Below are 15,257 nucleotides of genomic sequence, written 5' to 3' on the forward strand. Positions count from 1 at the left end.
TGGCAGAAAAGCGGCAGTTACGTCATGAAGACTGGGTGAACATACGGCAGCTCCCGCTCCCCGGCGCGGCGGCACCGGTCAGTGGTTCTTCCCTCACTCCGCTCCTCCGCCCGCTCGCGGCACTGGGGCGGATCCGGGGAGCGTGCCGGCGCCGACGGACGTGGATGCGGCGGCCGGCCCGGCGGCGCCGTCGTCGCCCGGCCCCGCCTGCCTCTCCACGTCCGGCGCGCCCGGTGCGCTGTCCGGCGTCAGCATGAGCCCGGGCTCACCGGTGTGCGGCACCGTGGTGCCGGGCTCCGGCCGCGCGGAGTCCCCGGGCCGGGCACGCGACCATGCCCCCGCAGCCGACGGCCCGCCCGGGGCCGGCGGATCCCTGAGGGACACGACGACGTACGGAGAGCCGGGCGCGGCGTTGCCGGTCAGGAACACCTTGTCGGTGGTGGTCCACACGCCCCGGCCCGTCAGCGCGCTGACCGTGTCGCGCGGGTCGGCCCCGGCAGCCGCCCCGGCCTCCCGCACGGCGAGGACCAGGTCGGTCCGCAGGGGCTTGCCCACCAGTTCCCGGTCGCAGGACAGCAGCTCGCCGACCTCGTCGTACGGCACCCGGAGAACGGGGCTGCCGGGCAGGGACATCAGGAGATGGCCGGAGTTACCGGGGGCCCAGATGACGTACGGGTCGGGGCCGCCGGGGGTCTTCCACGGCGCGGGCTCCACGCCGCCCGGCTGATGTCCGCCGCCCGGCTTGGGCACGGCGGTGACGAGGACATCCGTGTTCAGCGGTCCCGGCGTCCGCGCACTCGGGAACCAGGTGCGTCCCGCCGTGGTGCCGTCCGCGCCGAGCAGCCGGGTCTCCGGTGCGAGGGCCCCGAGCACCTCCAGATGGAACGCGGCCAGGGCCGCCGGGTTGTCCAGGTCCCGTCCGGCGGCCGCCGCCATCGCGACCAGGCCGACGAGCTCGCCGCGCCGCGCCGGGTCGGCCCGCTCCAGGTGAAGGATCCGCGCGCCGGCGCTGTCCGGGTCGGGGGTCCGGCGCTCCCAGGCGAGCGCCGTCGCGGTCGCCCAGAACAACCGGGCCCGTTGGGCCGGCCCCACCGCGGCGCCGTCCGGCAGCCGCAACACGCGTACGGCCTCGGCGTCGAGGGCGCCGGGCCCGTCGAAGCCGCCGAGCCGCCGGGCCGCCTCCACGAGCGGGGGCAGCGGCACGAACGCGGTGAGGGCGGCATCGGTGCCGGGTGCCGTGGCGGTGTGCAGCAGCGCGGCACGGTAGTCCTCGGCGCCGAGGGCGGCGCCGTCCGGCGGACCGTCGGGAAGGGACCCACGGATCTCCCGTACGGCGTGGTCCAGCAGGTCCATGGTGAACGGCGTGGCGCCGGCCAGCCATGGATCTCTCCCGCGCATCGTCTCCAGGGCCCCGAGGCCGGCCAGCAGTCGGGGGTGGTCGGCGTCCTGCTCCACGTCCGCCCCGAAGACCGTCCGCAGGGCGCGTATCAGCCGCAGGGTCGCGTCCCGGACGGCGGGCGAAGCCGGACCGTCGTCCTGGTGGAGGCCGGCGGCACGGGCCACCTCGTCGAGTGCGGCACCGGACGGCTCGGGCCGGAACTCCAGCCACCGCCCCCGCCTGCCCCGCGGATCGGTGCTCAGGATGCGGACGTATCCGCCGCCCTGCTCCGCGCTCAGCCGCTGGATGCCGCTCGGCCTGGTGGAGGCGAACACCGTGCGGCCGGTCTCGTTGGCGGTGTGCTGGGCGTCGCTGACGGTCGCCAGGGGGTCGGCGACATAGGGGATCAGCGGGGCGTCCCCGTTGACGAAGTCCGGGCCCCCCGCGGTCGCGTGCCAGCACTCGTCCATCACGATCACGTGGTCGTCGGAGAGCCATGCCACGCTCGGCCGCCGCTTGAGGAAGGCACCGGTCGCGGTGGACCGCACGATGTGGCTCGTGCCGTCCTCCAGCGCCATGTCCGTCATCCCCGGGAACCCGTGTACGGCAAAGAAGTAGGCCGGCCGGCCCGCCCAGGGCACCGGGTCGGGGTCCTTGGTCAGGACACCCGTGACCGGGTCCTGGTGCCAGAGCTCCGTCGCCGCCGGCATCCGCCGCATCAGCCCCTCGAAGCGGGCTGCCTCGGCGGGGTGGAACACGAATCGTCCGATCGACCGGCCCTCCGCGACCTGGGTGTACGACACGACCTCGCTCTCCCAGGCGGGCGCGTCCCGCAGGTCGTCCGGCCCCAGCACCTCGCCCGGTTCGCTGACGCTCCAGGTCCCCGCCGTCTCACCGGGACGGTGCTCCGGTGAGACGACGGCCGGGCCACCCGCCGTCTGCGGGGTGAACCGCAGACGACCGCTGGTGGCCCAGGTCTTGTGGCCGGTGCGGTCGGCGACGGCGCGCGGCAGATCAAGGCCCCGCGCCCCGGCCTCCGGGACCAGCAGGACCACAGGGGTGTCGTCCGGCAGCCCGGCCAGCACCGGGTCCAGAGCGAGCAGCTCGGCGAACACCTCCGTGGTCACTCGGTGCGGGGTGCCGTCCCCGTCCAGCACGACGACGTGGTCGTGGCCGCCCTCGGCCGCCAGGACGACGTACGGCGCCGGGCCGGTGTCGCCGAACGGGAGCTCCCCGTACGGCTGCTGAGCCGCTCCGGCCGTCTGTGCGGTGTCCAGGTTCCTGATCCTGTCACCCGTCCAGTTCCTCCCCCGGCTGCCACCGGTCCGGGGCAGCGTGCGGGCGACGGAGAACACCCCGTCCAGCATCAGACGGAAGGCGGCCAAGCCGGCGAGGTTCGTGGCCCCTTCCACGTTCTCGTCGAGTGCCACCCGGAACAGTTCGCCGCGCTGCGCCTTGCTCACGGGCGCCTGCTCGCCGAGCCCCAGGACGTACCGGGTCACCGCGTCCAGGTCGAACGGGCCGTCACGGACAGGGGATGTGGCCACCGCCCGGCGCAGGGTGTCCAGCCGCACCAGGGTCTCGCGCAGCGCCGGGTAGAGCGGGGCCGCGTCGATCCCGGGGCCGTAGAGGTCCTCCAGGATCTGGTGGTGGTCCGGCTCGACGTGCGGGCTGCCTCCCCCGTCACCGTCCTCCCAGTCCAGGATCATGTCGAGGGAGTCGACGCTGCTCCCCGGCGACGAGGGTTCCGGCGAATCGAGCAGCAACCGCGTGGGCGCCGAGGTGTCCGGCTCGCCTCGTTGCACCCGGATGAGCCGGTGCTGCTCCGGCGTCAGGCCCAGTTCGCCGACGGGCAGTCTGTCACCGAGGATCGCCGCCTGGGTGGACTGCGCCAGCGACAACGACACCCCGATCGCGTCGAGTTCGGCGAGCGACACCATCCCCTTTACCGGCTCCACCACGGGCGGAGCCGGAGGATGCGCGGGGGCGGCGGAGGCGGTCTTGACCTGTTCGGGTACGACCCGCACGCCCAGCCGTTCCGTGAAGAGTCTCGCCACCTCCTGCAACCAGCCCGCCGCGATGGCCGGATCGAGGCCGGGCCGGACGGATTCGCTCATGTAGCGGCCGGACTTGTCGTTCACCGTCCACCGCTTCAGCTCCTTGCTCCAGAGGAACTCGCCGGAGACCCGGCTCATCCCTGGCTCCGACCGGCCCGACTCCCCGAACCGCGCCGCGATGCCCGTGTGCCCGAGACCGTCCAGGTCCCTCCGCAGCGCGTCCGTCGTCAGGTCCGGCGTCACCCGCCGCATCCCGTCGAGCAGCGCGTCGAACTGTTCCTGCGTGAGGATCGCGCTCGGCTGCTCGCTGCCGAGCAGGACCCGCCCGTCCCCGGTCACGGTGTAGATCCACACCGCGTCCGGGTTCGCCGTGACCATCAGATCGGGGTCGACCTCGTCCAGGGGGATCCACAGCGGGTTCACCCGTACGTCACCCTCGCTGTCACGTTCCTCGGGCTTCACGCGCTTGGGCGCCACGCTCTCGCCGAAGACGAGCAGGTCACCGGGTTCCGCGCTGCTTCCGTCGTAGTGGTCCACCCCGTTGTAGTGGACCTCGATCACACGGGACGCGTCGCCGGGGCCGGCCCTGCGGGTGTCGGCCAGGCGGCCGTTCCACGCCACCTCGACCCGGGCCTCGAAGGTGTACGCGAGCAGGGGCAGGAAGACCTCGCCGACGTCGGTCATGTACCGGTCCTCCCAGTGGGAGACGGCGTCCAGGACCGCGTGCGTCTCCGCGGGGTCCAGGGGGGCCTCACTCGTCGGGTACAGGAGCGCCAGCTCCGTGCGCAGGCCCGCCTCCGAGCGGTCGACCAGTGTGTCCGCGTCCACCCCGTGGTGCGCGAGCAGCGAGACGAGTCCCGCCCGGTGCAGTCGCGCGATCCTGGACCCGAACTCCGCCACCGTCGACAGGCGCAGCTGCCCGATGAGGGACGGGGGCAGCCGGCCCTCGCTGCCGGTCAGGTAGTCCTCGACGGCCGTGCGCATGGCGTCGACGACGGCGGTCTCCGGGCCGCCCGGGTAGTACCCGCTCGTCGACCGGACCTCCGCACGGCTGCTCAGTTCGCGGCGTACGGTGCCGGCGTCGTCGAGCCAGGCGTACGCGGTGGGGTGGGACTCCGCCAGGGCGGGCAGCCGGCTGCGTACGTATCCGGGGTCGCTCGCCATGAACGAGAGGAAGAGGCACGCCCCGGTGCCCGGAACCCGGACGGGCCGCCCCTTGGCCGCGCCGGGCGGGCGCTGCCCGGGCTTCGGCTTCGGTGCCTGCTCGGGCTCGGGCTCAGGCTTCGGCTTCGGCTTCGGCTCAGGCTCAGACTGCGGTTTCGGCTCGGGCTCAGACTGCGGCGTCGGCTCGGGCTTCGGTGTCTCCGTCATCACCGGCTCGGGAACCGCGAGTTGGTAGTGGCGGTCGGCCAGGCTCAGCACCACGCGCGGCCTCGGGCCGTCCGGCAGCGCGTCCAGCGAGCCCGCCAGGTGCCCTGTGGGGTCGGACGGTCCCGGCCCGAAGTCCTGGAAGCGCCCTGCCTCGTCCACGACGGTGATGTCCACCCCGAACGTCCGGGCGGCCAGCACCGGCAGCAGATCGGCCGCCCCGTGGTTCCAGCCCGCCTCGCCCTCCGTGTTCCCCGGGCGCGTCAGCTGGGCGACGGCCAATGTGGCCCGGGCCGCACGGTCCGGGGTCACGGAGTGCGGCATCAGCCCTCCCAGCCCGTCGAACTCGCGGCCCCCAGGGGTGCGCGACCCCAGCGGCCCGGCCCCCCGCAGCCCCGCCCCGGTCGCCTCGGCGTCGCTGAAGGTGTCCGTGACGTCCGGGGCCACGGCGTCGAGCAGGTCCGCGTCCGACGGGTCCATGAGCCTGGCGGTGAGCATCCGTAGTACGGCGTCGGCCGCCGCCCTCCGGTCTCCGAGGTCCACTCCCTGGTCGGTGAGCAGGTGCGGCGCGCTCCTGCTCAGCCCCTCGACCAGGGAGTGCAGGAAGGCGTCCCCGTCCTCCGGCACGTCGTGCAGCGCGTACGTGACGTGGTCGGGCGAGGTCAGCCGGGCGTCCGTGCCGGTGCCGGTCCTCGTGTACGCCGGGGGCGCGGGCGACGCGGGGGGCGGCGGCACCGCCGCGGGCTTCCGGTAGGTGACCGCCGGGGGTTCCGCCCGGCCCGCCAGGCGCTCCCGGCCCTCGGCAGTGGCCGCTTCCTGGTGCCACCGGGTCAGCTGGGCCGTCGCCGACCGCACCCGGTGGTACTCGGCCGCCGCGTCCTCCGCGGTCGTCCTCAGCGTGTCGAGCAGTGCGCGCCGGTTACCGAAGGCGGTGGCGGCGGCGTCGCGCCGGCGGGTGGCCGCCCCGACCCGGCTGTCCGCCGTGGCCACGTCCTTCTCGGCCGCCGTCACGCGCCGGTCGGCCGCGACCGCCCGCTCCCGCGGAGTGACGGTGCGGACCTGTGCGGCCGCGACCCTTTCCCGGGCGGCCCGTTCGGCTGCGGTCAGGGCCGTACGGGCCTCCGCGATCTGCTCGCGTATCAGCTCCGCCCAGCCGTCATGGGCGGCCTCGCCGGTGTCGGCCGCCTCGGCGGCGTCGAGGGCCTCCCGGGCCTCGCGTACGTCTCGCTGACCGGCACTCCGGATCCGGTCCAGGCGTTCCTCCGCCGCGTCCACCGCGCGGTGGGCCGCCTCGGCCACGTCGTACGCCCGGGACAGCCGTCGGCCCGCAGCCCCGGCAGCGGTCTCCGCGTCGTCGAGGACGACCTGCGCCGCGTCCCGCTCCTCCCTCAGGCCGGTCGCCGAACGGCGCTTCTTCCAAAACGCCTTGTCCGCGTCGACCCAGGCCTTGCTCGCCTTGCCGACCGCGTCCCACGCGGCGCCCACCTGGGCGGGGAAGTTCGTGTCGTCGATCAGGCCGAGGTCCCTGGCGACGTCGTCCCTGATCCAGGTCAGGGCGTACGCCTCCGAGCCCACCGCCTTCGGGCCGGGCCTGACCCGCCCGAACGTGCCGCCGACGAAGCGCCCGACAGGGGTGTCCTTGATGCCCCGGCGCACATCGGCGACGCTCAGCCACGAGGTCGGCACGGCGAACAGGAACACCCGCCCCGTCTTGGGCTTCGTGTTGATGGAGGTCAGCTGATCCGCCGAGGTGGGCAGCGCGTCGCCTTCGGCGGCGTACGGCCCGGTGCCCGACCCGCCGACCTGGTGGAGGCCCGTCTTGTCGGAGCTGATCAGGACTCCCGCCCCGAGAGCGGAGTCCTGGACGTTCTCCCGGCCGACGGAAGCCGCGGCGCCGACCCCGGTCCGGCGGAGCATCTCCATCTTCTTGCCGTCGGCGACGGTCAGCAGCCGGGCACGGCTGAAGTCGGGCTTGGCGTACAGCTCGAGCTGCGCGCTCTCGGTGGCGGCGATGTTCTTCTCGGTCAGCCCGGGGATGCCGTAGCCCTGCGGCGTCACCGCGCGGTGGTAGTACGCCGTGAGGGCGGCGTTGCCGGAGCCGTCCTCCAGTGCCTGGGCCGAACCGGTGCCCAGCCGGGTCAGCCCGGTGTCCCTGGCCCGGCGCGCCGCGTCGGGCCCGTCCATGGAGAACCCCGCGTCGTACGACAGGGCCAGCGCGTAGGTGTTCGCCACCTGGATGTCCGCGAGGCCGACGATCCGGCGGACGTCGAAACCGGTGGCGGGGAAACGGAACGGCTTCAGGGTGCCGTCACCGTGCAGGGTGTCAGGGCCCAGCACGTACGGCGAGATGCCCTGCCGGGGCGCGGCGAGCCGCGTCAGGTCCGGGGGCGGCAGCAGATCGGTGCCCGGCTCGGCGTCGGGTGCCATCAGGCTCAGGGGCACGTGCTCGCGCAGGGTCCCGGCGGAGTGCGCCACGCTGATGACCTGCCTGCCGCGGAACCGGTCGAACCCCTTCCGTACGGGCCCCCGTTCCCCCGGCGCCGGGTCGTCCGCCTCCAGTGTGATCCGGAGGGTGTAGGGCGTGGCGATCTCCGCATACGGTTCCGTCGACGCCGCCCGGAACACGGTCAGGGTGGATTCCGTACGGCTCTCGCCGCTGGACTTCCGGCCGGAGCCGGTCTCCGTGAAGGTGGGGCCCCCCGCCACGGCCCCCGTGGTGTTCTCCGTGTGGACGGCCTCCCCCACGAGGTAGCCGAAGTCGGCGCCCCTCGTGGACTCGGCGCCTTCGGTGACCGTCTCGATGGCCCGCCGGTTCTCCTCCATCTCCACGCTGTGGTCCAGCATCTCGAACGTCGGCGTGCCAGGTTCGAGCTGGACCCTGATCCGGACCTGCCGCTTGCCGAGGCGGAGGGTGTGCCAGCCCCACGCCCCGGTGCGGGCGGGGACGGAGGAGCCGCTGCCCGTCGTCTCCTTGTCCAGGGACCGCAGGACGCGGGAGGAGACCAGGGTGCGCACGCGTTCGCTGCCCGCGTCGTCGAGCCCGAGCGCGGCCACCTGCGCTTCGAACGCGGCGAGCGCCGTCGTCGGGTCCAGCGCGTTGACGGCGTACGTACCGAAGTTCTCCTCCCGCAGCCATGGCTGCGGGGACCAGCGGTGGCGGGTGTAGCGCGGCACCTCGCCCATGCCGTCGTCGATCAGCCCCACGAGGTGGGCGCTCTTCTCCGGGACATGGGCAAGCCAGCCGCCGGGCACGGTCGTCATCCGGCCGGCCGCCGCGGCGATCCAGTCGGGCACGAGCGGTCTCCCGGCGGCGCCCCGGTTCAGCAGGCTCGATGTCAGGGCCAGCCAGTGCTCGGCGGTGCCCGACACGAGCACCTGGTGGCCGAAGCCCTTGCGGTTCATGTCGTGGACGAAGGAGCGGGTCACGGTCCTGCTCGACTGGTCGGCCGTCGACCAGGGGCTGGCGACCAGACCGTAGGTGCCGAGCAGTCCTGGTCCGGCCGCGTGGGAGCGCGCGTAGACGAGCTGCCCGCCGACGAAGAAGGTGCGGGTCTTCGTGAGCTTCCCCGCCGTCTGGCCGGTGCCGCCGAGCACCATCTCCGTGTCCATCGGCACCGACCCGGTCAGGGCCTGGATGCCGTTCACCGCCGTCAGGTGCCGGAAGGTGGCCCACAGGGTGGCGTACGGGCCCTTCCCCATCAGCCCCGACGCGCTCCAGCCCAGCGGCCCGGAGCTCTGGTCGAAGTTGGCCGTCAGATACTGCGGCTGGAAGGCACGGAGCACCGCCTCGCGGGTCGGGGCCCCCTCCTCGGTGAGCTGCCACGCACCGCCCGACCCGGAGGTCATCGTCTGCCCCAGGGCCGAGACGAGTGCCGGTGACGACACGACGTCGATGGTCAGGAACGGATGGTTCTGCAGGTCCCGGAACATCTTCGAGCCCCGGCCGTCCGCCGTCACCGGGCCAGGGCCCCCTACCAGGTCGGTGGCGCGCACCAGGCTGCCCGGCCGGGACAGGTCACCTAGGGCCAGCGCCCGCGCCCGGTCGGGGCGCAGGGTGCGTACCGGCTGGAGGGCGACGCTCGCATAGGGGTTGGCGGCGCCGTGGTGGTGCGGGTCCACCGCGGGCGCGTGGGTGCCGGGGATGCTGATGAGCACCTGCGCGGCCAGGGGGCCACCACCGATCCGGCGCCCGCCGGGGGCCGTACCGATCAGCAGGTCCTGCGGCCGGCTGAAGACGAACGGCTGGGTCCCGAGCAGCCCCAGCGTCGCCGCCCCTCGCAGCAGGCCCCGGAACCGCCAGTACCCGCCGCGGTCCACGGTGAGCGAGAGGTCGTAACGGTAGAGGTGCGACGGCCCGGCGCTCACCGTCATCGGCTCGTACGTGGCCGTCGCGCCGAAGCTGGTCTCCTCGTCGTTCTGCCACCCCCAGCGCACGCCGGCGCTCGGACCGCCCGAGTTGTTCGGGGCGCCGATGTCGTCGGTCATGGGGTCGCGGAAGGCGAGCAGTCCCTCGACGCCCGCCTCCCCGATGCGCTTGGCACTCTTCTGACCGTCCACCCGCTCCACGCCGACCGAGCTGTAGCGCAGCTTGAAGTCGTCCTGCACGCCCTCGAAGCGGCGGTTGGTCAGCTCTCCGTGCAGCCAGATGTAGCGGTGGCCCTGTCCGATCCGGCCCGGCTCGTTGAACCGGATCCGGATGCCGGTCGTGGTCAGTGCCTCCAGGTTCCCCGCCATGCTCCGGTGCGACAGGGCGCTGAGGACCTCCAGCGTGTTGGCGAGAGCCGTGCGGTACTCGTCGTCGTTCCGCCACCGCGTCGTCGGCGCGGGGCGTGCGACGGCGGACGGGTCGGGCCGGTCCAGCAGGACGTGCGCCCGCTCCCGCCAGGTCCTGTGCTCCGGCGGCGCCAGCTGGTCGAGCCGTGCGACCAGCCCCGGATACGTCGCCGCGAGCGCCGTCAGCACCTGGTCGGCGAAGGTGTCCAGGAGGGTGCGCTCCTGCCCTGTGACACCGGCCGGCCCGGTCTTCGTGCCGTCGCTGAAGGCGAATTCCTCCACCCGGTGCATGCCCAGGGTGGGCGGCCTGTCCGGGGTCAGATACGCGGGGGCGAACGGCTCGGGTGCTCCTGCCCGGAGCGCGCGCCGCAGCCCGTCGTCCCAGCCGGCCAGCCGCCGCGCCTCCGTACGGGTCATCCGGTCCACACTCCAGGTGTGGAACTGCTGCGGCCGGGCGCCGCTGCCGCTGCGCTGGACGTACACCGTCTTGCGGACCAGGTAGAGGCCGGTGGCGTCGCCCTTGACCTGGCCTGCCGTCTTGATCGCCCCGGAGCCGCCGAGGCCGGCGGTGCGCGACACGGAGAAGAGGTAGCGGAACGCCCCGCCGAACTGGAGCCGGAGATTGAGGGTGCCGTTCCCCAGGTCGAAGAAGTTGAAGGCCGGTCCCGCGACGCCGTCGATGCCGAGCGCCGCCGTCTTCTGGACGCTCCGGTCGTTGCGCACGGTCAGGGTGTTGATGTCGCGCATCTCCGCGTCGGGCGTCTCCGTGATCAGCGTCGCCCGGCCCGGCACCACATCGACGACGAAGACGCCCAGCGGCGTGCGGGCCTTGTCGTCGGCGAACAGCGGCACGGTGGTGACCCGGCCCCTCGACAGTGCGGGGCTCTGCCGCTGGAAGCTCAACGAGGAGAAGAAGGAGTTCAGTTCACCGTAGGCGGTGCTGCCCGGTGCCACGCCGATCTCCTGGGCGGCCCAGTCCCGCATCCGGGAGACGGGGCCGAACCCCTCCGTCCGGACGAGCCGGTAGGCCGACTGCCGGCCGAGCTCCAGCGAGCGGGGGATGCGCCCGGGGGACGCGGTCGTGCTCGTCACGCTGTCCGGCAGCCGCACGGACAGCCCGTCGCGCACCGCGAACCCGAAGACGGCGGGCTCGGGGCCGGTCACGATCCGGCCCTCCGCGTCGGTGACCCGCAGGTCGTAGTAGACGTGGTCCAGGTACGACCGCGAGCCGTCGAGCGCGCGGGTCTCCGTCTGGCTCGTCCCCTGCTCGGTCTGCCCGTATCCCACGCGGTCGGTGAAACCGAGCCGCAGACCGATCCGCCCGAAGCCGCTGAAGGCGGCCGCACCCACGGGTCCGACGGGCCCGCCGAGCGCGATCTGGACCGCCGACTGCATGGTCTTGCTCTGCCCGGCGGTGACGACCGAGCGGTGCATCCCGTCCACCTTGACGGGGCTGCCGTAGGTGTCGGTGAACTGCTCCCAGTCGCCGTAGTGCCGCACGACGACCGACAGCTTCCGCGCGCTGCCGTCCTGTGCGGTGTACGGGAAGACGCGCCCGTCCCCGGCCAGCGTCTTGGGCTCCTGGGTGAAGGCGTACGTGACGTCGTCCATCAGGCTCGAACCGGTCGGGCGGCCCTTCTTCGGCCGCGCCGGACGCACGGTGTCGGCCCTCGCGGACAGCAGCCGGCCGATCTCGGCCAGCGCCTGGCCGGTGCCGCGCAGGACGACGTCGCTGTGCCCGAAGGTCACGCCACCGGAGACCAGTTCGAGAAGAACCTCCGGGGGCGCGTCCTGCAGGAGTTCCTGTACGTCGTCGATGTAGGCGGGCATCCGGGAGCCGTTGCCGAAGTCGGCCCGGTCCCGGCGCCCGCCGAGCGGCCGTGGCAGGTCCCGGTCCAGGACGGGGGGCCGGGTGGTGGGGAGCACGGGGGCGTACGGCTCGGCGCCGGGCGCGCCGCCGGTCGTGGCCGGGCGGCGGACGGGTGGCGCGGCGGACTGCGTCGCCGTCGCGGTCGCGGGTGCGGGTGCGGGTGCAGTCGCGGGTGCGGGTGCCGTGGTGGCGCCGACGGTTTCGGCGCGGGCGGGGGTGAGGTCCCCGACGAGCGTGCTGATGAGCTGCAGATGGCGGCCGCGCAGGCCGCCCTGGGCGAGCCCTTCGGGCGCGGGGCGCCGGTAGTCCCCGAGGAGACTCCCCTCGACGTCCGGGCGGTGGGGAGCGACCGCGTGCCGGGACTCGTCGCGCAGGCCGAGCATGTGGGTGATCTCGTGGGCGTAGTCGACGGGGTCGGCGTCCGCCCACCAGGCGGAGCGGGTCATCTGCTGGTCGCGGCCGATGAAGCCGACGTTCAGCCCGTTGGGGTGCGGGTCGCTCTCGACGCGCTCCACGGTCACATGCAGGAGGTCACCGTTCGGCAGCCGGTGGCCCGGTGCGTTGAGCGCGGTCTCGACGCCGCTGAGCACCTTCTCCCAGACACCCTCGGGCATCCGGTCCGGGCTGCCGACACCGACCTTGACGGTGAGGTCGGTGACCTGTTCCCCGTCCAGCTCGAAGCGGCGTACGTCGAACTTCGACCGGACCGCGAACTGGGTCGTCCCACCGGGCCGTTGAGGGTCCGGCGGAGCTGACACCGGGTCCACCCAGGTGTGCGAGCGCGGCACCGGCTCCGCCCCGTCGCGCGCCGCCTCCCACGCGGGTGACCCGGGGGTGACGCCGGGGGCAGCGGGCCCCGGTGCGGGCCCGGACGCCCCGGCCACCTCGGGACGGTCCGTCGCCGGGCCGGGTTCGCCGGGCAGGTCCTCCTGCCGCGGCGAGGACGTGGGCACGGTGGATGACGGAGCGACGGGGGCGGTCGACGGCGTGACGGACTGACCTGGGGCGCCCGTGGCCGGCATGGTGGGCACCGGCGACGGCACGGTCACGGGTGCCTCGGAAGTGTCCGGCGACGCGGCCGGCGCGTCCGGCAGTGCGGCGGAGGGCCCGTGCACCGCCGTCGGCGAACCGGAGACGGCCGACGTCCCGGGGACGGCCGGGTGCTCCAGCCCCGGTTCCTCGACCGAGCCCGACCGATCCGCCCCGGTCCCCGCCCGCGCGGCCGGGGACGAAGGCACGTGCGGGGCGGGCGAGGACGCTGCGGGCAGATGCGGCGCGGTGGTTGGTGACTCCGGCGACTCGTTGCCGAGTCCGGGTTGCGTGCCCTCGCCGTCCGACTCCGTCACGCCGGGCGACCGCTGCTCCGGGGTCACGCCTGCCGCACCTCGCCCGGGCGGCGGCTGTGTCGCCGCCGACGACGGTTGCGTCGCCGCGTCCTTGGACGTCAGCTCGTCGTCGCTGGTGAGCTCGGGATCGAGGTCCGCCGTCCCGCCCGACGGGCTGGGGAGCATGGGGGACGGAGTCGAAGTCGGATTCGCGGTCGGAGTCGGAGTCGCGGTTGGAGTCGGAGTCGCGGTTGGAGTCGGGAGGACCGTCGGCGGCGAGGAGAGCGTGGAATCCGGAAGCGCGGACCCTGACGGCAACGGGCCGGACGACGGAACGGGCTCAGGGCCCGTCCGCGGGTCGGACGTGAGTGCCGTGGGGAGCGAGGACGAGGTCAGCGGCGGCACGACCGCCGGGGTTGCCACGTACGGCGGCGGTGGTGTGGTGACCGGAGGCGTCGTGGTCAGGGGCAGGGTGCTCCCCACGACCGTGCCGGGGCCGGGGCCGGTCCCGGTCGCGGTCGCGGTCGCCGGACCGGGGCCCGGCACGGAGCTGAGCCCAGGACCGGCGGACGGCACCGAACTCGACGGGCCGTCGGAGCCGCCCGGCCCTCCCGTACGAGGCAGATCGTTGAGCCCACCGGGGCCCACCGGCGGAGCGAAGAACTTGTTGTTCAGCCACAGCGCCCCGCCCCCGACCGCGGACTCCGCGTACATCCCGAACACCCCGCTGGTGCCGGACCCCACGAACGTCTCCCACTTGAACTCCCAGTTCCCGTCGAAGAGTCCGTTGACCAGCACTTCCGCGAGCGTCTCGCTGAGCCCCGAGACGACGAAGACCGCCGGGACGTCGTACACGTCGTTCAGCACCTTGGTCACGAACGGATTCGGCTTGGGGAAATCGATGACGTCCAGGTTGTCGAAGTAGTCCCCGCTGTTGTTGAGCCAGTTCTTGAATTTGTTCGAGAAGTACCCGCCGACACTCTCGAAGAGGCCGCCGAGGGCACCGAACGCCGCCGCCTTGCCGACGTCACCCCAGTCGATCCCGTCCGGTTTACGGCCCGGCGGGTTGAACGCGATCTGGGCGAGCTTGACCGCCAGCGTCTGGATGGCCTCCGCGAAGGCCTCGCTGAGCGCCGGGGCGATATGGGTCATCCGCAGCAGCCGGTCGATGATCATCAGCAGCGCCAGCCGGCTGCGGGCACGGGCCAGCGCCATCTGGGAGATCGAGGTGCCGCCCGTGAAGAACGCCATCGCCGCCAGGAAGGCCAGCTCGATCAGGAGCATGACGATCTCGGCGATGATCTCCCACTTCGACTCCTGGATCTTCATCGAGTAGTCGATCTGACCGTCCGCCATGTCGTCCAGCTGCCGGACCAGCTCCTGGAGCCGGTTGATCCCCCCGTCGTCCGTCAGCAGGGACAGACCCTGGACGTAACCGCGCGCGACGTCCTCCGGCAGCGCACGGCCGGCGTTCTGGACGGACTCCTGTACGGCGTCACGCAGTTCGAGGACCCGCTTCCCCAGGTCGAGGTAGAGGGCACGGCTGTCCCACGCCAGGTTCTCCCTGGCCTGCAACGGCATCTCGCCGAGCAGGATCCAGAGCATCTTCCTGACGTCCTCGGGGAAATTGATCTCCTGCACTCAGCGCTTCCCCTGCCCGCCGTCGCCCTGGAGGGCCTCGTCCGTCTTCCGCTGGTGGGCCTGGATCTGTTCGGTGGTGTCGGTGCGGGTGCCCTCGATGTTCTCCAGGTTGGTGAGCGTCGCCGAGACCAGGGCGTCCAGCGCCTCGTACAGGCCCTGGGTGATGTCGGTGCAGTACCTGTTGTTCTCCTCGTACTTCGGACGCACCTCGCGGGCGAAGTCGTCCGTCCAGCCGGGCCATTCCGTGTAGTCGTTCTCCTGGCGACGGAAGGCCTCACCCATCTGCTTCGCCAGGGCGGGCAGGTTCTTCATCTCCTCGATGCTGCGCCGCAGACCGCCCGGGTCCGCCTCGTACAGCCCGCTCATGCCCGTCCGCCTCTCCCTGTGCCCGGCCGTCCGTCGTCGGTGTCGTCGTGGATCTCGTCCCGCAGCCGGTCGCGAGCCGTCCGCCCGCCGCCCCCGGCACCCTCGTGGGCGGGGCCGAGGATGCGGTCCCAGTCGACGTCGAACCCGCCGAACTCCGGGGCCACACCGCTGGGCCGGGTCAGCGGCTCGAAGACCTCCCGCACCCGGTGTGCCATCTCCGCGCGCCCCTGGTCCGCGGCCTCCAGCACCGACGCGGCGAGCTGGCCGGCCGGCATGGAGCGGTACCGGCCGTCCAGGAAGCGCAGCCCCGTCAGCTCGCCCTGCGGCCCGACGGTCACCTCGACGGTGCGGTCACGCGAGCGCACGGTGTGCGAGGCATCGCGCAGGTCCTCCTCCGCCCGGGCGACGGCGGCCTCGACCGCCTGGAGCTCGGCCATCGCCTGGGCCACGCGCTGTTCCATGGGCTCGAGCGGATCTCC

General features: G+C 73.4%; 3 protein-coding genes. All 3 read right to left on the reverse strand.

Translation table 11 applies throughout. The features are described from left to right. Positions 1 to 93: 93 nt before the first annotated feature. The 3 genes from ACIQM3_RS25085 to ACIQM3_RS25095 are packed head-to-tail and all read right to left on the reverse strand — an operon-like array spanning position 94 to position 15,239. Positions 94 to 14,412, reverse strand: a complete 14,319-nt coding sequence (locus ACIQM3_RS25085) for a lonely Cys domain-containing protein (protein ID WP_401627746.1) — start codon at positions 14,410 to 14,412, stop codon at positions 94 to 96. After that, positions 14,413 to 14,778 carry a hypothetical protein gene (locus ACIQM3_RS25090; protein ID WP_401627748.1) on the reverse strand — a complete coding sequence of 122 codons (366 nt, stop codon included), beginning with the start codon at positions 14,776 to 14,778 and terminating at the stop codon, positions 14,413 to 14,415. Beyond that, the gene (locus ACIQM3_RS25095; RefSeq protein WP_401627749.1) at positions 14,775 to 15,239 is read right to left on the reverse strand and encodes a YbaB/EbfC family nucleoid-associated protein; all 465 of its coding nucleotides are present in this window, start codon (positions 15,237 to 15,239) and stop codon (positions 14,775 to 14,777) included. Before ACIQM3_RS25095 ends, ACIQM3_RS25090 begins: the two co-directional genes overlap by 4 nt. Positions 15,240 to 15,257 lie beyond the last annotated feature (18 nt).

It is taken from the genome of Streptomyces sp. NPDC091271 (assembly GCF_044757505.1).
Lineage (GTDB): Bacteria > Actinomycetota > Actinomycetes > Streptomycetales > Streptomycetaceae > Streptomyces.

Bases quoted from the DNA above. Each gene is read 5' to 3' on its own strand.
- ACIQM3_RS25090 (WP_401627748.1), bottom strand. From the start codon at position 14,778: ATGAGCGGGCTGTACGAGGCGGACCCGGGCGGTCTGCGGCGCAGCATC.
- ACIQM3_RS25095 (WP_401627749.1), bottom strand. From the start codon at position 15,239: ATGGAACAGCGCGTGGCCCAGGCGATGGCCGAGCTCCAGGCGGTCGAG.